Origin of the sequence: Bartonella sp. TS25HLJMH (genome assembly GCF_042193505.1) — a bacterium.
GTDB classification, from domain to species: Bacteria; Pseudomonadota; Alphaproteobacteria; order Rhizobiales; family Rhizobiaceae; genus Bartonella; species Bartonella grahamii.
Genome location: NZ_JBHILV010000118.1, coordinates 1 through 521, shown reverse-complemented (window position 1 = coordinate 521; position 521 = coordinate 1). Strand labels below are relative to the sequence as shown.

General features: G+C 37.6%; 1 pseudogene. It reads left to right on the top strand.

The features are described 5' to 3' along the window. Positions 1-489: pseudogene (locus ACFINF_RS09565) on the top strand (ABC transporter substrate-binding protein); the annotation flags it as partial. Between the last annotated feature and the right edge of the window lie 32 nt (positions 490-521).

Here is a 521-nt window from a genome sequence, read left to right as displayed (position 1 = left end):
TTTGCTGGTGCCTCTCCTTATCCTTTTGCTTTGCCTATTGCTCAGTCTCTCCAAGACAACGCAAAAAAGGTTGGGGTACGTTTTAAAATTGAACGTTTTGTAGGAACACAGTTGTTTTCAAAATTTTATGCGCGTGGTTTTGATACGATTTTTTTCGGATGGAATAATGGCTCTGCGGACCCCCATACAATGGCTTCACGCCTTATTTACAATCCTGATAATAGGTTTGAGGCTAAAAATACAGGCTATGCTAGTTGGTGCCATGGGTATTTTGATGTCAAGATGAATCAAAAGGTTCAAGATGCATTGTTTGAAAAAGATCCCCAAAAACGGGTGCAAATGTATGCTGATTTGCAACGTGAATTTATGCAGAAAGGACCCTATGCTTTTATTTATCAGACATATGTTTCTGTAGCTATGACACCTGATGTCAAAAAATGGGTCTGGAATAGTGCACCACGTATTTTTTACAGTGCAATTGAAAAATAAGAAGGCAGCAGGTTTATAAAATATAAAAATAT